We start from the raw sequence: 16,208 nt of genomic DNA, 5'->3' as shown, positions 1-16,208 counted from the left end.
GAGCCCGCCCGCCCCCATGAGCTCGTCGTAGGTCCCGTCCTCGACGATGTGCCCGTCGTCGATCACCACGACGCGGTCGCAGTTCCTGATCGTCGAGAGGCGGTGCGCGACCACGACGCGCGTGCAGCCGAGCGCGCCGAGCGAGTCGGAGACCGCCCGCTGCGTCACGTTGTCGAGCGCGCTCGTCGCCTCGTCGAAGATCAGGATGCGGGGGCGCGCCGCAACGGCGCGGGCGATGAGGATCCGCTGCCGCTGCCCGCCGGAGACGCCTCCCCCTCCGTCCGTGAGCATGGTCCTCATGCACGAGGCTCAGCGGCACGCCTCCACGAACGAGCGCCAGAGCGCGCGGTCGGTCTCCAGGGAGCGCCAGGTGTACTCGGGGTGCCACTGCACGCCAACGCAGAAGCGCGCGCCGGGCACCTCGATGCCCTCGGGAACGCCGTCGGTGGCGCGGGCGACGAGGCGCGCGCCCTCGCCGAGGCGGCCGACGCAGCAGTGGTGGCTCGAGTTCGCCTGGACGAGCGTGGCGCCGCCGAGCGCGCGGGAGAGGGCCGATCCCCCCTCGACCTCGACGGGGTGGGCGGGGTCGTTGAGCACCATCTGGTGGCGCCACAGCGCCATCCCCTCCCGAGGCTCGAGGCCCGGCACGTCCATGCAGAGCGTCCCGCCGAGCACGACGTTCAGGAGCTGCGTGCCCCGGCAGGTCGTGAGGATGGGCTTGTCGAGCTCGAGCGCGCGCCGCAGCAGGCGGCTCTCGAAGCGGTCGCGCTCGGGGCAGAGGAGACCCTCGTCGTAGGGGGCGTCGTCGCCCCACAGGCGCGGGTCGACGTCCTGGCCGCCCGGCACGGCGAGGCCGTCGGCCAGCTCGAGGTAGTGGTCGAGGACCGCGTCGTCGTCGGTGAGCGCCATCATGAGGGGGGTCGCCCCCGCCGCGACGAGCGCGTCGGCGAAGACGCAGGCCATGCTCTCCTCGGTCGCGAGCTGCTCGGGGACCTGGGCGGTCGGGGTCTTGCGCTCCCAGCGCGGGGAGACGAGGACGAGGGGACGACGCGATGCCATGCTTGGCGGCTCCTTTCGGAACGCGGGGTGCGGTGTCGTGCGAGGTCGTGCGGCGCGCGGCGCGGCGGTGCGACGCGCCTGCCTAGTGGCCCCTGATGGAGTCCAGGAAGTCGCGGGCGCGCTGGCTCCGGGGATGGTCGAAGAACTCGTCGGGCGAGCCCTCCTCCACGATCTGGCCGTCGGCCATGAAGACCACGCGGTCCGCCACGCGGCGCGCGAAGCTCATCTCGTGCGTGACCACGACCATCGTCATGCCCTCACGCGCAAGCTCCACCATGACGTCGAGCACCTCGTTGATCATCTCGGGGTCGAGCGCCGAGGTGGGCTCGTCGAACATCATTGCCTTGGGACGCATGGCGAGCGAGCGCGCGATGGCGGCTCGCTGCTGCTGCCCGCCCGAGAGCTGCGCGGGGACCTTGTGGGCCTGCTCCGCGACGCCGACGCGCTCGAGCAGCTCCATGGCCTGGCGCTCCGCCTCCTCGCGCGGCACGCCGAGCACGTCGCGCGGACCCAGGGTGACGTTGTCGAGCACCGTCATGTGCGCGAAGAGGTTGAACTGCTGGAAGACCATGCCCAGCTCGGCGCGCATGCGCGCGAGCTCGCGGCCCTCCTGCGGCAGCGGCTCGCCCTCGATGAGGATCTCGCCGGAGTCGATGGTCTCCAGGCGGTTGATGGTCCGGCACATCGTGGACTTCCCGGAGCCGGACGGCCCCACCACGACGAGCACCTCCCCCCTTCCGACCGCGAGGTTGACGTCCCGCAGGACGTGAAGGTCGCCGAAGTGCTTCTCGACGTGCCTGAGCTCGATGACGGGAGTGCCCTTCTCGGTGGCGCTCTGCATGCTGCCCCTCCGTTCGGTTCCGCTAGCGGATGATCTTGACGCCGGTGCGGTGCGCCACGTAGACGGACGCCCTGTTGATCGCGTAGTTGATGAGGATGTAGACCACGGCCACCACGAGGTACATGGAGACGAGCGCGTCGTAGCGCGTGATGAGCACGCGGGCGTTCTGCATGAGGTCGGGGTAGCTCACCACGTAGGCGACCGTCGTGTCCTTGACCACGACCACGAGCTGGGCGATCAGCGACGGGATGACGTAGCGCACCGCCTGTGGCAGGACGATCTTGAACATGGTCCTGGCCGGGGAGAGGCCGATGGACTTGGCCGCCTCCACCTGCCCCCTGGGAACGGCGTTCACGCCGGCGCGGAACACCTCGGCGAGCACGCCCGAGGCGGCGAGCGCAACCGGAAGCGTGAGCATCCAGAAGCTCGGCATCTTGACGCCGTACTGGGGCACCACGAGGAAGAAGAAGTAGATGAGCAGGAGGCTCGGGACCCCGCGGAAGAAGTCCGTGACCACGCGGCATGCCGCCGCGAGCGGACGGACGCCGCTGGTGCGCCCGAGCATGAGCAGCAGGCCCAGCACGAGCGCGATGACGCCAGCGGTCGCGGCGACCTGCACGGTGCCGAGCAGTCCCTGGAGCAGGAAGCGCCACGTGGTCCACTGCAGGAAGAACGACCAGTAGCGCGCAGAGAGCTGCCCCGTCACGTAGAACTGCCACACGACGGCGGCCGCGCCCAGGAGCACCAGGACGGCCGAGACGGCCGTCCCCAGGGCGATCCTTTTGCGCGTGCGCGGTCCGGGCGCCTCGTAGAGCGCGTCGCGCATGGTCTGCGGCTTGGGCGGGCGCGTCTTCATCGCAAGATCCTCACCTTCCGGTCGATGCGGTTGCCCACGAGCGAGATGACGAACGCGGTGACCAGGTAGCCCGCCGCGGAGACCAGAAACGCGAGGACCCCGCCGGTGGCGCGCGAGTTGACGTAGTCGACGACGCCCGTGAGCTCGGGCGGCGACAGCGGGACCTGCGAGCCGAGCGCCGTGGTGAGCATCACGGCGATGAGCAGGTTGGTCATGGGAAGCACCGTGGAGCGGAGCGCCTGGGGAATCACGACGCGCCTCAGGACCTGCCCGAAGGAGAGCCCGAGGGAGCGCGCGGCCTCGACCTGCCCCACGCCGATGGTGTTGATGCCGCTCATGAAGTTCTCGGACCCGAAGGCCGTCGCCATGAGCACGGTGGCCGAGATGACGCAGGTGCGCCAGTCAAGGACGACGCGCAGGTACGGGAGGGCGTAGGCGATGATGATGAGCAGCGCCACGCCGGGAATGTTACGGAAGACCTGCACGTAGAGGTCGCCCACCGCACGCAGCGGGGCGAAGGGCGAGACCCTCGCAACCGTGACGAGCACGGAGAGCACCATCACGAGCACGAACGACACCGCCGTCATGCTCCACGTGGCGAGCAGGCCGTCGAGGTAGTTCTGCCCAAACGTCGAGAGAAGCTCCGAGAGCCCCATGGAACCTCCTTACGCAGATGGGGCCTCCGTCGGCGCGCGCCACGGAGGCCCCAAGCGCACTTGAATCCTGGCGTCCGCTACGCGCCGATTGCGGGCGGCTCGGGGACCTCGTCGATGCCGGCACGGTCGCCGATGCAGACCTGCCAGAGGTCCGCCCAGAGGCCGGAGTCCTCGATCTCACTCAGGAACGCGTTCACGAAGTCGACGCCGTCGGAGCCCAGCGGCAGGCCGATGCCGTAGGCGTCGACCGGGCCGAAGGGATCGCCGGCGAGGCGGTAGCGTCCCGGGTTGCGCGTCATCGAGCCCATCTGCATGGTGGTGTCGATGACGTAGGCGTCCACGCGGCCCTGCGAGAGCGCCGTGCGGGCCTCCTCGTCGGTGGAGAACTCCTGGATGTTGGCGTCGGGCGCGTACTCCTCCAGGATGGAGGGGCCGGTGGAGCCGGACTGGGCGGCGACGTTGCGGCCGGCGAGGTCCTCGACGGAGTTGATGTCGGTGTTGTCGGCCATCACGAGGATGGACTGCTGCGTGGTGTAGTAGGGGCCGGCGAAGGAGATGACCTCCTTGCGGTCGTCATTGATCGAGTAGGTGGCGAAAACGCAGTCGACCTGGTCGTTCTGGAGGACCGACTCGCGCGTGTCGGAGGTGACCTGCGTGATCTCCTGCGCCCACTCGTCGCCCAGGACGTAGCGGGTGAGCAGCTGCGAGAGTCCGGCGTCGAAGCCGCGGGTGCGGCCGTCGACCTCGTTGAGCAGGCTGAAGAGCATGGAGGTCTGGACGCCGCCCACGCGCAGGGTGCCCGCGTCGCGCACCGCCGTGGCCCACTCGCTCGCCGAGACGGTGGCGTCGTCGGCGACGGGGCCGGTCGCGAGCAGCTCGTCATAGGCCGTTGCGTCGAGCTGCGCCTCCTCGCTCTGCTGCTCGTCCGATGCATCGCCGGCGGGGGCGTCCGTCCCCTCCCCGGTGTCGCACGCGGCGAGTCCCGCCGTGGCAAGCGTCGCGGCGGCGAGGCCGATCGCGCGGCGGCGGCCGATCGTGAGGTTGTCAAGCGTCATGCTGGATTCCTTTCCCTAGGTGTCCCCAGCGGCACATTCTTAAAGTCTACCCAAGAGGCGGGATTATATTCGGCTGGGCGAGCGCGGCGAAATGAAGCGCTAACCGTACGGTCGGCCGCCGGGGACTCCCGGGCAAGAGACGAGATGGGCTGAGCGCTGGGCCCTCCCGCCGTCGCGGCCCCCGCGGGCCGGGCACCCGTCGGCCGCGCCGCCGACCGGGGGCGCAGGGCCGGCAGACGCGATGCGGGGAGGCGGCAAGGCCGGCCTGCGCGACGCGGGGAGGCGGCCCGAGCATGCCTGGGCGCACGGTTCCGCCCCCTCCGGGGCCCCGTTCTGTGCCATATGGCAGTCTGGGCAATATGGCATGCTCGACCAGCCGGCAGCCCGGCCAATCGGCAGCTCGGCCAGCCGGCAGCCCGGCCAGCCGGCAGCTCGGCCAGCCGGCAGCCCGGCCAATCGGCAGCTCGGCCAGCCGGCAGCCCGGCCGGGCGGCGCCGCGGCCGGACGAAGACAGGTGCGCCCGCCGCCCTCGCCAGCTCCGGAGCGGACCGGTTTTGCCTCTCAACACTGTTCAGCTCACAGAAAAGAGGGCCCGGCTCACGCTGAGCCGGGCCCCGGGGACGCGCGACGAGCGGCAAGCGCTACCCCAGCAGCTCCTCGACGTCGAGGGCAATCATGTACTCCTCGTTGGTGGGGACCACGAGGACGGTCACAGCGGAGTCGTCGGCGGAGATGACGCGCGGCTCGCTCGCGCGGCCGGCGTTCTTCTCGGGGTCGATCTTGACGCCCATCCAGCCGAGGCGCTCCGCCACGCCGGCGCGCATCTCGTCGGAGTTCTCGCCGATGCCCGCGGTGAAGACCATCGTGTCGAAGCCCTCCATCGAGGCGGCCATCTCGGCGATGAGCTGGGAGGTGCGGTAGTAGAACATGTCGAGGGCCATCTGGCAGTTGGCGTCGCCCTTCGCGGCGCCGTCCTCGACGTCGCGGGAGTCGGACGACACGCCGGAGACGGCGAGGAGGCCGGACTGCTTGTTCATCATCGTGTCGATGTCATCGATGGAGTAGCCGCCCACGCGGTTGAGGTAGAACACCGTGGCGGGGTCGAGCGTGCCGCAGCGCGTGCCCATGATGAGGCCGTCGAGCGGGGTGAGGCCCATCGTGGTGTCCATGCACGCGCCGTCCTCGATGGCGCAGAGGGAGGCGCCGGAGCCGAGGTGGCAGCTCACGAGCTTGTGGCACTTGTCGCCCAGCAGCTCCTTGGTGGAGCGCCAGATGAAGCGGTGGCTCGTGCCGTGGGCGCCGTACTTGCGGACGTGGTACTTGTCCACGACGTCGCGCGGGAGGGCGTAGCGCCAGGCGCGCTCGGGCATGTTGTAGTGGAAGGCGGTGTCAGGGACGATGACGTTGCCGATCTCGGGGAACATGTCGCGGCAGATCTCGATGACGTCGGCCTCGGCGTAGTTGTGCAGCGGGGCGAGCGGGGCGACCTCGCGGACCCAGGCGAGGGTCTCGTCGGTCACGACCGCGGACTCGGGGAAGTACCAGCCGCCCTGGACCACGCGGTGGCCGATGCCGCCGATGGGCTTGTCGACCGTCTTGAGGATGTCGAAGACGTACTTGATGGCGGTCTTGTGGTCGGGGAGCTCGACCTCGAGCTTCTGCTTCTCCCCGCCCAGCTCCTCGTGACCGACGAACGAGCCGTCGATGCCGATGCGCTCGCAGTTGCCCTTCGCGTAGACCTCGCGCGTGTCGACGTCAAGAAGCTGGTACTTGAGCGACGAGCTGCCGGCGTTGATGACAAGGACGTTCATGACTCTCCTCTCGCGGGGGCTCCCCCGCCCCTCGTTGTGACTGTGGCACCCATGATACGCCCGCGACCCAGCCGCGGGCCCGTGCGCAGGGACAAAAAATCAGGCGGGGAGGAGCCCCTCGCCGAGGCCGCGCCCGCCGAGCACGTGCATGTGAAGATGCATGACGGTCTGGCCGGCGGCGGCGCCCGTGTTCATGATGCAGCGGAAGCCCGACTCGGCGACGCCGGTCCTCTCGGCGACGGCCCTCACGGCGCGCTCCATCGAGAGCAGCGTCTCGGCGGGGACGTCGTCGACGAAGTTGTCGTGGTGGGCCTTGGGGACCACGAGCACGTGGACGGGCGCCTGGGGGTTGAGGTCGTTGAAGGCGACGACGTTGTCGTCCTCGTAGAGGAACTCGCTCGGGATCTCCCCGTTGGCGATCTTGCAGAAGATGCAGTCGGACATGGTGGCTCCAATCGGAAGCTGGCGGCATACGGCTCCATTGTAGCCGTCCGCGAGTCGGGCGCCGGGCGGCCCCCGGGGGCCGGTGGCCGGCGCGCCGGGGGGCGCTACTCGCCGAGGTACGCGGTGCTCGGCGCGGAGGAGGTGTCCGTGACGGGCGCCGACTCGTCGGTCGCGTCGAGAAGGACGCGGACCTTCTGCTCCGCGCCGGCGAGACGCTCGCGCAGGCTCCTCAGGATCTCGACGCCGCGCGCGTACCGCTCGAGCGACTCCTCGAGCTCGAGGTCGCCGGACTCGAGCTGCCGCACGATCTGCTCGAGCTCGATGGAGGCCTCCTTGAACGTCATGGCCTCGATGTCGGCCGCTACCTTGTCTGCCATGTCCTTCTCCTATCCTGGTCTGTTGATGCGTCGCCCTCGCCCCCGCGGGACGGGGCGGCCTACTCGTCGTGCGTCGCGCTCACCGTTGCCTCGAGCTCGCCGGACCCGAGCGTCACGCGCAGCTCGTCACCGACGGAGAGGTCCCCGGCGGACCTCACGACGCGGCCCTGCGCGTCTCGCGCGATGGCGTAGCCGCGCGCGAGGACCGCGAGCGGAGAGAGCGCCTCGAGCGAGGCGGCGAGCCGCGCGAGCGCGCCCTCCGCCGGACGCGTGAGCCGCGGGGCCAGCTCCGAGAGGCGCGCGGCGGACGCCGCGAGGGCCTCCCCGCGCCTCGCGAGGGAGCGCGGGATGGCGTCGTGGAGGCGCTCGGCGGTCTGGTCGAGGTCCGCGCGGCGCGCGAGGAGGGGCGCGAGCGGGTCCCGCAGGCAGGTGCGGGAGCCGAGCGCCTCGAGCGCGACGCGCCTGCGGGAGAGCTGGGACTCCGCGGCGGCGCCCATGGCCCGCGCGAGCGCCTCGACGCGCTGCGAGCGCACCGCGACCGCGGCGGACACGGCGCGCCCGAGCCGGACCTGCCGCTGGAGCATCTGGCGCTCGACCTCGTCGATCGCGGGAGCGACCGACTCCGCGGCGGCGGTGGGCGTCGAGGCGCGACGGTCCGCCACCATGTCGGCGATGGTGGTGTCGGGCTCGTGCCCGATGCCCGTCACCACCGGGACCGGGCACGCGGCTATGGCGCGCGCGAGCGCCTCGTCGTTGAAGCACATGAGGTCCTCGAAGGAGCCCCCTCCGCGGACGAGCAGGATGGCCTCGGGGCGAGACGCGGCCGCGACGCCGAGGGCGCGCATGATCGTGGCGGGGGCGTCGGCGCCCTGCACCGAGCACCCCACGACGTCGATCTCGACGAGGGGGTTCCTGCGGGCGAGCGTGCGCCTGACGTCCTCGATGACGCTGCCCGACAGCGACGTCACCACGCACACGCGCGAGCAGAACGCGGGGATGCGGCGCTTGCGGGCCGGGTCCATGAGCCCCTCGCGCTCGAGGCGGCGCGCGAGCTCCGCGACCTGCTGGCGCAGGAGCCCCTCCCCGGCGGCCTCCACCCTGCTCGCGACGAAGGAGAGCCTTCCGGAGGCCTGGTAGACGTCGAACTTGCCCGTGAGCTGCACCGCGAGGCCGTCACGAAGCTGGAACCCCATCTTGGCGGCGGTCCCGCGCCACACGATGACGCTCATGGAGGCGCCGTCGTCCTTGACCTCGAAGTAGCAGTGCCCGGACCGGGCGTTGGGGCCACGGAACCCCGAGACCTCGCCGTTCACGACGAGCGTGGGCCATGACGAGACGGCGCCCTTGGCGAGCGCGACGGCGTCGGACACGCTGATGGGCTCCTGCCCCCCTCGGCGCTCCCCCATCACTCCTCGCCCCGTCCGCCGTAGCGACCGAGCAGGTAGACGAGCTGGATGATCGAGGTGAGGGCGGCCGCGACGTACGTGAGGGCGGCGGCGGTGAGCACCGAGCGCGCGCCCTTCTCGTCGAGGCCCGACCCCGCCGCGGAGAGGTACGCGACGGCGCGCCGCGAGGCGTCGATCTCGACGGGGAGCGTCACGACCTGGAAGAGCACGGACACCGCGAAGAGCGCGAGCGCGAGCTGGACGAGGCCGAGGGTGTTGAGGAGCACCCCCGCGAGCAGCACGACAACCCAGAACTGCTGGGCGACGTTGACCGCGGGGACGAGCGCCGTGCGCAGGCGGTAGAGCCCGAACCCGCGGGCGGCCTGGATGGCGTGGCCCGCCTCGTGGCAGGCGACCGCCACCGAGGCGACCGAGGCGCCCCGATAGTTGTCGTCGGAGAGGTGGAGCCGGTTGTCTCGCGGGTCGTAGTGGTCGGTCAGGCTGCCGGGGGTCCGCGTGATGCCCACGCCCGCCGCGCCGCCCTCCTCGAGCATGCGCCGCGCCACGTCGGCGCCCGTGCCGCCCACGCGGGCGGGCACCTGCGACCACTTGCGATAGGTGCTCCTGATGTAGGCCTGGGCGGCGCCGCCGATCACGAGGGCGACGAGGGCTATCAGGTAGTAGCCCATGTCTATGCCGTAGCCGAATCCGTAGTAGAGAGGCATGGAAAGCTCCAATCTCGGGGTCATGGGTTCATTCTACCCAGTGCGCCGGACACAAGTCGCCCCTCTCTGCCGACCCCTACAGCAGCTCGATGCGGCCCTCCTTGACGGTGAGGCCGACCTCGCCCGAGAGCAGCCGGGCCAGGGTGCGCCCCGCGAGCTCCCAGCGCCAGTCGCGCGACAGCGGGGAGCTCTCGCGGTCCTGCAGGAAGTCGAGCAGGTCGTCTCTGGTGGCGATGAGCTGGGTCGCGACGCCGCTGCGCTCGGAGACGAGCCTGAGCACCGCGTACATGAGGTCGATCACGCCCTCGGTCTCGGGCGAGGGCCTGAGGTGGCGGTTGACCTTGGGGCACTCGTCGGCCGGGCACGCCTGGCCGCGCGCGACCGCCTCGATGAGGCCGCGAGCGTCGCGCTCGGGGATCTGGTCGGTGCCGCGGATGCGCCGGAGCCGCTCGAGCGAGCCGGGGGCGCGCTTGCAGATCTCGACGACCACCTCGTCCGACGCCACCCACTTGCGGGGGATGTCCCGCTCCGCGGCGCTGCGCTCCCGCCAGGCGCAGACCTCGCGGGCGAGCGCGAGCTGCCGGCGCGTGAGCGATCCGGCGCGACGCAGCCGCAGGTAGGCCTCCTCGGGGGCGCGGCGGATGCGCGAGGGGTCGCAGAGCGCCTCCATCTCGGGGAGCACCCACGAGAGCCGGTCGCCCTCGACGAGCTGCGACACCATCCGCCCATAGATGCCGGGGAGGTAGCGGACGTCGTCCTCCGCGTAGTCGAGCTGCTCGGGGTCGAGCGGGCGGCGCGACCAGTCCGTGAGCGACTCCGCCTTGGGCAGGCGCACGCCGCAGTACGCCTCCACGAGCGCCCCGTAGCTCACCTGCTGGCGCAGCCCGAGGAACGCCGCCGCGAGCTGCGTGTCGAAGACCGGGGCGCAGACGCACCCCATGCCGTCGAGGATGACCTCGAGGTCCTGCGAGCACGCGTGGAACACCTTGGTGACCGAGCGGTCCTCGAAGAGGCGCGCGAGCGGCGAGAGGTCGTCGATCGCGAGCGGGTCAATGGCGGCGATCTCGTCGCCGAAGCTCACCTGGACGAGGCAGAGCTTGGGGAAGTAGGTCTTCTCGCGCAGGAACTCGGTGTCGACGGCGATGACCTTGGAGCCTGCGGCGCGGGCGCAGAAGGCCTCGAGCTGGTCGTAGGTAGAAAGGTACAAGGGCGCTCAGGTCCTCTCATGCGAGGTTTGGGTACACTGTGGTGAGGCGGCCATGGGCCGACACAATGATAGCCAAACCCCGGCGTCGTTCCCGATGGGAGAAGGACCGTGCGCACGCTCGTCATTCACAATCCAAAGTCCGGCTTCGGCTCGGACGCCATCTTCCAGTTCGAGCGGGCGCTCGCGCACCCCGGCGACGAGTGCGTCATGCGCGTCCTCGCGGGCGACTTCGACGCGACGGACGCCTGCGCCGACGCCGAGGAGTTCGACATGGTCGTGGTCTCGGGCGGAGACGGAACGGTGTCGAGCCTGCTCTACGCCCTGCGCGGGCGCGAGGTCCCCGCCTGCGTCTTCCCCTCCGGGACCGCCAACCTCCTGTGCGCCAACATCGGCAACGCGCCCGAGCCCTCGGCACTGGCACGCGCCTGCCGCATCGGGAAGACGGCCGCCATCGACCTCGGCGAGCTCAGCTGGCGCGACGAGACGGGCGCGACGCGCACGCGCGGGTTCGGGCTCATGTCCGGCACGGGCTTCGACGCCCAGCTCATGCAGGCCGCCCTTCCCAACAAGGCGGTCATGGGGCAGGCGGCCTACTTCGCCGCGGCGCTCGCCAACCCGCGCCCCTCGGTCGAGCGCTTCACCATCACCGTGGACGGGACGACCGTGGAGAGGGAGGGGATCACCTGCCTCGTCGCCAACAACGCGACGATCCAGGGCGACATCCAGATCGTGCCCGACTGTCGCATGGACGACGGCATGCTCAACGTCATCGTCGTCGAGACCGAGGACGCGGCGCAGCTCCTGAAGCCGCTCGCGTTCGGTCTCGTCGACCGGACCGGCAAGGCCATCGGCCGCCCCCACATCGAGAGCTTCGCGGGCAGCAGCATTACGGTGAGCTCGTCCTCGCCCGTCCCGCTCGAGATCGACGGCGAGGTCATCCCCGGCGAGGTCACCTCCTTCTCGGCACGGGCGGTGAGCGCCGCGGTGCGCGTTGTGGTCGACGCCATGAGCCCCTACGGCTCCGCCGACGACGGCTCGTCGCGCTTCGGCGAGTCCGACGTGATCGCCTACCCGCAGGCCTGACGCGGACGGCGCCGCGAGCCGCCCCTCAGAGCGCGAGCGAGAGCAGCGCGTAGGACGCCATGCCCGCGAGCGCGCACCAGATGAGCGAGCCGGTCCGGCGCGCCACCACGACCACGAGCGCCGCGGAGGCGAGCGCGGGCACGCCGATCCCCGACGCGGGGTCGAACAGGTCGTTCGCAACGAGGGCCGCGAAGGCGGCGGGAGGGATGAGCCCGAGCGCCTCGCTCAGCCGCGGCGAGAGCTCGCGGCCGCCCAGGGCGAGCAGCGGGACGCACCGGCAGGCGAGAATGACCGCGAGCACGCAGAGGTAGAACACGACGAACTCCGAGGAGCTCACCTCGAGGCCCTCCCCCCTCGCGCCCCCGAGGCGCACGCGAGCCCCGCCGCCACGCCGACGAGCGCGCCGACCAGCACGGCGAGCGAGCCCGCGCCGAGCGCCTTGAGCGCGACGACCGCCGCGGCGGAGCTCGCCGCGACGACGACCGTCGCGCGCGACCAGCGCTGCCCCGCGAGCAGGCAGATGAAGATCGAGGTCATCGCGAACGACATGACCGCCGTGGGAATCGCGAGGGCGGGGCCGACCAGGGCGCCGATCGCGTTCGCGACCGCCCACGAGAGCATGCTCGCCACGTTCACGACCGTGGCGCGGACGGGCGTCCACGACGCGTCGCCCGCGAGGCGCGAGAGGTTCACGCCGAAGCTCTCGTCGGTGACGGTGGCGGCGAAGAGCGCCGCGAGCGGGCGGGGCGCGGAGCGCAGGTAGGGCGCGAGCGCCGCCGAGTAGAGCAGCTGCCGCGTGCTCACGAGCGCCACGCTCGCCACCATCGAGACGAGCGGCACCCCGGCGAGCGCGAGCGACGCCATCATGAACTGGCCGGCGCCCGAGTAGAACGTCGCGGACAGCAGGAAGGCGGCGAGCGGCGAGAGCCCCGCCTCCGCTGCCATGACGCCGCAGGGGACGCCGATCGCGAGGTACCCCATCATGACCGGCAGCGCGACGGGGAGGGCCGCGCGGACGTCCTCGAGGCTCATCGGAGCGCGTCGTCGGCCGGGAAGCGCACGCCCGCCTGGGCGCGGATCTGGTCCATGACGAAGAGCGAGTCGAGCGTCACGGCCTCGTAGCGCCGCACGCGGTCGAGCGCGCTCCCCTCGCCGCGAACAGCGGCGACGAAGTCGGCGATCTCGCAGACCATGTCGCGCTCGGGAACGCTCGTCGAGACGGGGCGCAGCTCCGAGGCGCCCATGCGGAACACCTGGCCGCCCCCCTCGGGCTCGTGCAGGCGCAGGTTCACGGGGCACGAGATGGCGTCCCACACGAGGGTGCCTCGCTCCCCCTCCACCTGAGACCCCAGGCAGTCGTCGCTCGTCTTCCCGTAGGAGAGGCTCACGACCTTGTCCGGGTAGCCGAGCAGCGCCTCGCCGGCGAGGTCGATGGTGCGGTACGGGTCGTCCTCCGCGCACCCGGGCACCTCGGTCGTGACCGAGATGGAGCTCACGCGCTCGGGTCGCCCGAAGAGCGCGACCGCCGGCTCCACGCAGTAGACGCCGATGTCCATGAGCGCCCCGCCGGCGAGGCGCGGGTCGAAGATGTTGAGCCGCTCCCCCGCGAGCAGGCGGGCCATGCGCGAGGTGACCTTCGAGAAGCGCATCGTGGCCTTGCGGACCTGCCCGAGCTCCCCGGAGACGATGCGCTCGACCTCGGCGAAGCTCGGGACGTGCAGGCTGCGCGTCGCCTCCATGGCGACGAGCCCCGCCTCGCGCGCCGCATCGAAGACGAGGCGCGCCTCGCGCTCGTTGGACGCGAACGCCTTCTCCACGAGCACGTGCTTGACGCCCGCGACCATGGCGAGCGCCTGGGCCGCATGGGCGCCGTTGGGGCTCGCCACGTACACGGCGTCGACCGCGTCGCTCGCGGCGAGCGCGGCGAGGTCGTCGAAGAACTCCGTCGCCCCGAAGCGCTCGCCGAACTCGCGCGCCCGCGCGAGGTCGCGCGAGTACGACGCCACGAGCTCGGCGCCCGCGGCCTCGGCCAGAGCCTCGCAGAACTGCTCGCAGATGCCGCTCGTCCCGATGGTCGCAAACCTGACCGTGCCCATAGCTGTGCTCCTCTCCGCGCGCTGCCCGCGGCGCGGGCACCCGATGGGCAGATTCTACACCGCCGCGTCGCCCGCTCGCTCGGCGGCCCCCGGCGCGCGAACGTGCGAACTGCTATGGTGGAGGGGTCACTTTCGCAGAGGAGCGCCATGGACACCGAGTTCGCCTTCGAGGGACGCGTACGCTACAGCGAGTGCGACGAGGCCGGACGCCTCTCGCTCTTCTCGCTGACCAACTACCTGCAGGACTGCTCGTCCTTCCAGTCGGTCGAGATCGGGAGCGGGATCAACGGGCTCGAGGGGCGGGGGCTCGCGTGGGTGCTCGCCAACTGGCGGATCGAGGTCGACCGCATCCCCGCCTTCGGCGAGGGGGTTCGCGTGTCGACCTGGTGCTACGAGATGACGCGCGCCCACGCCCGGCGCAACTTCACGATCGAGGCGGGCGGCACGACGGTCGCGAGGGCCGACTCCCAGTGGTTCGTCTACGACGCCGCCCGGGGGCGCGCGACGCGCGTGCCCGAGGACCAGCTCGCCTACCTCGCCGACAGGCCCCCGCTCGCCATGGGGCCGCTGGGGCGCAGGATCGTGCCGGAGGGGCCGGGCGAGGCCCGTCCCCCGATCGTGGTCGAGCGACGCGACATCGACACCAACCACCACGTCAACAACGCGCGCTACGTGTCCTTCGCCCTGCGGGCGCTCGACGGGGCGGGGCTCGAGGTGCCCGAGGCGCCGCTCACGCTCCAGGTGCAGTACCGGGCGATGACGTTTCTCGGCGACGCGCTCGTGCCCGTGGTGCACCGCGCGGAGAGCGGCTGCGACGTCGACCTCACGGGGGACGACGGCGCGACGCGCGCGATGGTCAGGATCAGGGAGAGGGAGGGACGCGCATGAGCGTTCACGTGAGCGCGGGGATCATCCACCGCGACGGGAGGGTCCTCGCCGCCCGGAGGGCCGACGGGGAGCGGGCGGGGCTCTGGGAGCTCCCGGGGGGCAAGGTCGAGCGCGGGGAGGACGCCGTGCAGGCCCTGCGCCGCGAGCTGCGCGAGGAGCTCGGCTGCGAGGTCGGCGCGTGCTGGCTCTACGACACCATTGAGTACGACTACCCCGAGTTCCACCTCACGATGGACTGCTACGTCTGCACGCTCGCCGGAGCCTCCGAGCCCACGGCGAGGGAGGGGGTCCACGACGAGCTGCGCTGGCTCGCCCGAGACGAGCTCCTCGACGTCGAGTGGCTGCCCGCCGACCTCGACCTCGCGCGCGGGCTCACGTACTACTGGGACGAGGCGATCGGCGACCAGATGCTCTAGGCGCCGCGCCGCAGGGGCATGGCGGGGGGCCTCGCCATGCCCTACTATGACATGAGAGCCCGAGAGGAGACCGCATGGACGAGAAGCACGACGACGCCCCGCAGGGCGAGCCGATCATCGAGAGCGCGAGCGCGACGACGAGCCCCGACAACGCTCGGTCGGGGCACGCCGCCTACGTCATCTTCGGCGTTGCCGTCGCCCTTCTCCTCGCGCTGTGCGCGGGGCTCTCGAGCTGCGCCACGTCGATCTCGGACGTTGCGCTGCGCAACGTCGGCGTATACGGGCAGGGATACGGGTACGGGCGCGACACGGACCGAGGCTACGAGCCCGAGGACCTTCTCGACGAGATCCTCGACGAGGTCGACCTCGTCGAGCACCACACCTACGGATACCTTGGCTAGGCGCGGCGCGCGCCGGACGGGAGCCCCATGAGCAAGGCGGACGACATCTTCATCTCCATGTGCTCCGACATCATCGAACACGGCACCACCACCGAGGGCCAGCGGGTCCGCCCGCGGTGGGAGGACGGGTCCCCCGCCTACACGATCAAGCGGTTCGGCGTGTGCAACCGCTACGACCTGCGCGAGGAGTTCCCGGCGCTGACGCTTCGGCGCACGGCGCTCAAGTCGGCGATGGACGAGGTCCTCTGGATCTACCAGCGCAAGTCGAGCAACATCCACGACCTCAACTCCCACATCTGGGACGAGTGGGCGGACGAGTCGGGCTCTATCGGCAAGGCGTACGGCTATCAGGTCGGCGTGCGCAGCCGCTACCCGGAGGGCGAGTTCGACCAGATGGACCGGGTCCTCTTTGACCTGCGCGAGAACCCCTACTCGCGGCGCATCATGACCAACCTCTACACGTTTGCCGACCTCCACGAGATGAACCTGTACCCCTGCGCGTACAACGCCATCTACAACGTGACGCAGGAGCCGGGAGAGGACCGGCCCACCCTCAACATGGTGCTCGTCCAGCGCAGCCAGGACGTGCTCGCGGCAAACAACTGGAACGTCTGCCAGTACGCGATCCTGCTCATGATGGTGGCTCAGGTGAGCGGCATGGTCGCCGGCGAGCTCGTCCACATGATCGCGGACGCGCACATCTACGACCGCCACGTGGAGATCGTCCGGGAGCTCATCTCACGCCCCACCTTCCCGGCCCCCCGGGTGAGCCTCAACCCCGAGGTGACCGACTTCTACGACTTCACGACCGACGACCTCATCGTCGAGGGCTACGAGCACGGCCCCCAGGTGAGGAACATCCCCATCGCCGTCTGAGCACCCGTCCGGTGGTCGGCCCCTCACGGAAA

The 16,208-nt window shown here is 71.1% G+C and carries 20 protein-coding genes; 5 read left to right on the top strand and 15 right to left on the bottom strand.

What is annotated here, in order from left to right:
- From BQ7106_RS02135 to rnd, 12 genes are all read right to left on the bottom strand, one after another.
- A partial coding sequence (locus BQ7106_RS02135; protein ID WP_205407652.1) for an ATP-binding cassette domain-containing protein occupies positions 1-291 on the bottom strand: 291 nt, incomplete at its 3' end.
- A gap of 18 nt (positions 292-309) precedes the next feature.
- Positions 310-1,059 (bottom strand): gamma-glutamyl-gamma-aminobutyrate hydrolase family protein, encoded by a 750-nt coding sequence (locus BQ7106_RS02130; protein ID WP_072370504.1) that lies wholly within the window; start codon positions 1,057-1,059, stop codon positions 310-312.
- Positions 1,060-1,141: 82 nt separating this feature from the next.
- Entirely contained in the window at positions 1,142-1,900 is a 759-nt protein-coding gene (locus tag BQ7106_RS02125; protein WP_072370501.1) for an amino acid ABC transporter ATP-binding protein, read from the bottom strand.
- A 22-nt stretch (positions 1,901-1,922) separates the two neighbouring features.
- Positions 1,923-2,756 carry an amino acid ABC transporter permease gene (locus BQ7106_RS02120; RefSeq protein ID WP_072370498.1) on the bottom strand — a complete coding sequence of 278 codons (834 nt, stop codon included), beginning with the start codon at positions 2,754-2,756 and terminating at the stop codon, positions 1,923-1,925.
- Positions 2,753-3,412, bottom strand: a complete 660-nt coding sequence (locus tag BQ7106_RS02115; RefSeq protein WP_072370495.1) for an amino acid ABC transporter permease — start codon at positions 3,410-3,412, stop codon at positions 2,753-2,755. The genes BQ7106_RS02120 and BQ7106_RS02115 overlap by 4 nt, the downstream gene beginning before the upstream one ends.
- A 77-nt stretch (positions 3,413-3,489) precedes the next feature.
- Positions 3,490-4,467 (bottom strand): glutamate ABC transporter substrate-binding protein, encoded by a 978-nt coding sequence (locus BQ7106_RS02110; protein ID WP_072370492.1) that lies wholly within the window; start codon positions 4,465-4,467, stop codon positions 3,490-3,492.
- Between the two features lie 641 nt (positions 4,468-5,108).
- Complete coding sequence (locus BQ7106_RS02105) at positions 5,109-6,278, bottom strand: acetate/propionate family kinase (protein ID WP_072370489.1); 1,170 nt, start codon at positions 6,276-6,278, stop codon at positions 5,109-5,111.
- A 99-nt stretch (positions 6,279-6,377) separates the two neighbouring features.
- Positions 6,378-6,722 (bottom strand): histidine triad nucleotide-binding protein, encoded by a 345-nt coding sequence (locus BQ7106_RS02100; RefSeq protein WP_072370485.1) that lies wholly within the window; start codon positions 6,720-6,722, stop codon positions 6,378-6,380.
- A 104-nt stretch (positions 6,723-6,826) separates the two neighbouring features.
- A complete protein-coding gene (xseB, locus tag BQ7106_RS02095) occupies positions 6,827-7,099 on the bottom strand; it encodes an exodeoxyribonuclease VII small subunit (RefSeq protein WP_072370482.1) in 273 nt (90 codons plus the stop codon).
- A gap of 59 nt (positions 7,100-7,158) precedes the next feature.
- Complete coding sequence (gene xseA, locus BQ7106_RS02090) at positions 7,159-8,469, bottom strand: exodeoxyribonuclease VII large subunit (protein WP_240307403.1); 1,311 nt, start codon at positions 8,467-8,469, stop codon at positions 7,159-7,161.
- A 35-nt stretch (positions 8,470-8,504) separates the two neighbouring features.
- Positions 8,505-9,209 (bottom strand): zinc metallopeptidase, encoded by a 705-nt coding sequence (locus BQ7106_RS02085; protein WP_072370476.1) that lies wholly within the window; start codon positions 9,207-9,209, stop codon positions 8,505-8,507.
- Positions 9,210-9,285: 76 nt separating this feature from the next.
- A complete protein-coding gene (gene rnd, locus BQ7106_RS02080; protein ID WP_072370473.1) occupies positions 9,286-10,416 on the bottom strand; it encodes a ribonuclease D in 1,131 nt (376 codons plus the stop codon).
- Positions 10,417-10,524: 108 nt separating this feature from the next.
- Here rnd and BQ7106_RS02075 point away from each other — a divergent pair, with 108 nt between their 5' ends.
- Entirely contained in the window at positions 10,525-11,499 is a 975-nt protein-coding gene (locus BQ7106_RS02075; protein ID WP_072370470.1) for a diacylglycerol/lipid kinase family protein, read from the top strand.
- Positions 11,500-11,524: 25 nt separating this feature from the next.
- On the opposite strand, the gene BQ7106_RS02070 is transcribed toward BQ7106_RS02075, so the two are convergent.
- From BQ7106_RS02070 to BQ7106_RS02060, 3 genes are read right to left on the bottom strand one after another with little or no spacing between them, the layout of a single operon-like run.
- Positions 11,525-11,836, bottom strand: coding sequence for an AzlD domain-containing protein (locus BQ7106_RS02070; protein WP_072370466.1), 312 nt, complete (start codon positions 11,834-11,836; stop codon positions 11,525-11,527).
- Entirely contained in the window at positions 11,833-12,531 is a 699-nt protein-coding gene (locus BQ7106_RS02065) for an AzlC family ABC transporter permease (protein WP_072370463.1), read from the bottom strand. Before BQ7106_RS02065 ends, BQ7106_RS02070 begins: the two co-directional genes overlap by 4 nt.
- Complete coding sequence (locus BQ7106_RS02060) at positions 12,528-13,595, bottom strand: Gfo/Idh/MocA family protein (protein WP_072370460.1); 1,068 nt, start codon at positions 13,593-13,595, stop codon at positions 12,528-12,530. Before BQ7106_RS02060 ends, BQ7106_RS02065 begins: the two co-directional genes overlap by 4 nt.
- 147 nt (positions 13,596-13,742) lie before the next feature.
- Between BQ7106_RS02060 and BQ7106_RS02055 the strand changes: the two genes are divergently transcribed.
- The 4 genes from BQ7106_RS02055 (at position 13,743) to thyA (ending at position 16,176) form a co-directional block, all read left to right on the top strand.
- Complete coding sequence (locus tag BQ7106_RS02055) at positions 13,743-14,483, top strand: acyl-[acyl-carrier-protein] thioesterase (protein WP_159431256.1); 741 nt, start codon at positions 13,743-13,745, stop codon at positions 14,481-14,483.
- Positions 14,480-14,899, top strand: coding sequence for a (deoxy)nucleoside triphosphate pyrophosphohydrolase (locus BQ7106_RS02050; protein ID WP_072370454.1), 420 nt, complete (start codon positions 14,480-14,482; stop codon positions 14,897-14,899). Before BQ7106_RS02055 ends, BQ7106_RS02050 begins: the two co-directional genes overlap by 4 nt.
- Before the next feature lie 74 nt (positions 14,900-14,973).
- The gene (locus BQ7106_RS02045; RefSeq protein WP_072370450.1) at positions 14,974-15,300 is read left to right on the top strand and encodes a hypothetical protein; all 327 of its coding nucleotides are present in this window, start codon (positions 14,974-14,976) and stop codon (positions 15,298-15,300) included.
- Between the two features lie 27 nt (positions 15,301-15,327).
- A complete protein-coding gene (thyA, locus tag BQ7106_RS02040) occupies positions 15,328-16,176 on the top strand; it encodes a thymidylate synthase (protein ID WP_072370447.1) in 849 nt (282 codons plus the stop codon).
- Positions 16,177-16,208: the final 32 nt, after the last annotated feature.

Source organism: Thermophilibacter mediterraneus, assembly GCF_900119385.1.
GTDB classification, from domain to species: Bacteria; Actinomycetota; Coriobacteriia; order Coriobacteriales; family Atopobiaceae; genus Thermophilibacter; species Thermophilibacter mediterraneus.
The sequence above is the reverse complement of the archived record's forward strand: the minus strand, read 5'-3'. Positions and strand labels throughout refer to the sequence as shown.